The sequence below is a fragment of the Paenimyroides viscosum genome (assembly GCF_003858535.1).
In the GTDB taxonomy this organism is placed as follows: Bacteria; Bacteroidota; Bacteroidia; order Flavobacteriales; family Flavobacteriaceae; genus Flavobacterium; species Flavobacterium viscosum.
The window spans coordinates 1-1,385 of sequence record NZ_RQTJ01000081.1 but is presented as its reverse complement, the minus strand read 5'-3'; the positions used below and the strand labels follow the sequence as shown (position 1 = coordinate 1,385).

At 30.1% G+C, this 1,385-nt stretch carries 2 protein-coding genes; both read left to right on the top strand.

All coding sequences use genetic code 11. The annotated features are described in order from the left end of the window. Positions 1–119 precede the first annotated feature (119 nt). Positions 120–419, top strand: coding sequence for a transposase (locus tag EG242_RS15110; protein ID WP_235831931.1), 300 nt, complete (start codon positions 120–122; stop codon positions 417–419). Further along, complete coding sequence (locus EG242_RS14765; protein ID WP_235831930.1) at positions 416–1,294, top strand: IS3 family transposase; 879 nt, start codon at positions 416–418, stop codon at positions 1,292–1,294. The genes EG242_RS15110 and EG242_RS14765 overlap by 4 nt, the downstream gene beginning before the upstream one ends. Positions 1,295–1,385 lie beyond the last annotated feature (91 nt).

The window sequence follows — 1,385 nt, the reverse complement described above, 5'->3', positions numbered from 1 at the left end:
TTGTGATTTATAACATATCCATCTCTTTTTAAATATTCCGCCATTATTTGATATCCACAGTCTGGATATACTAATTTAGCTGGGAGTTAGAGTTAAGAGAAAAAAACTTAATTTTAACTATGACAAGAGAAAGAAAAATTTATGACCCAGCGTTTAAAGTAAAAGCTGTAGAATTGAGTAATGAGCGGTCTAACATTACTGAACTAGCTAGAGAATTAGGTATCCGTGTTAGTATGCTGTATAAATGGCGTAAAGATTACGATAAATTTGGCGCTGGTAGTTTTCCTGGTAATGGAATTTTAAAACAAACAGCAGAACAAAAATTAATTAGTGAATTAGAAGCAAAATTAAAAGAGGCTGAATTAGAACGAGATATATTAAAAAAAGCAGTGGGCATTTTTTCCAAGAGCGGTCGATGATATTTGATTTTATTAAAAATCATGAAAGAATATTTCCGATTGAAAAAATGTGTAAAGTTTTAAAAGTCAGTCAGAGTGGTTATTACCGATGGAAGTTCGCTACTATTTCTACCAGATTACAAAAAAAGGAAGTTTTAAAAGAAAAAATAACACTCCTCTATTTTGAATCCAAACAACGGTATGGCAGTCCACGAATAACCAAGGAATTAAATGTTTTAGGGTATAAAATTTCAAGAATTACCGTTGCAAAATACATGAGAGAACTTGGTTTAAAGAGTAAGTTGAGTAAAAAATTCAAGATTACTACTGATTCTAAACATAATTATTTAGTTGTAGAAAATGTATTAAATAGACAATTTTTGGTTTCTCAGCCCTCAAAAGCATGGGTTTCAGACATTACATATATTCACACTAAAGAAGGTTTTTTGTATTTAACAATTATAATGGATTTGTATGACCGAAAAATCATTGGCTGGAGTTTAAGCGATGGAATGAGTACAAATGAAACAACTTTAGCATCTTGGAAGATGGCAATTAGAAACAGAAGTGTACAAAATGGATTAATTTTTCATACCGATCGAGGTGTCCAGTATGCTAATAACAAATTTGCAAATATTTTAGAATCATACAAAGTAACCCGAAGCATGAGTAGAAAAGGAAATTGCTGGGATAATGCAGTAGCTGAAAGTTTCTTCAAATCCTTTAAAACAGAATTAATTTACGGTAATAAACTGATTTCAAAAGAACAAATGAAACTCCAAGTTTTTGAATATATTGAAATATGGTACAATCAAAAAAGAAGACATTCAGCTTTGAAATATAGAACAATAAAGGAATTTAATAATCAATCATATAATTACAAAAACGTCGCTTAACTTAAACTCCACTTTTTATTTGCATATCCAGTCTATAAATTCGTGAGACAAGATACTTTTGATAGACGCTATTACAGTTTCTTCAGATACT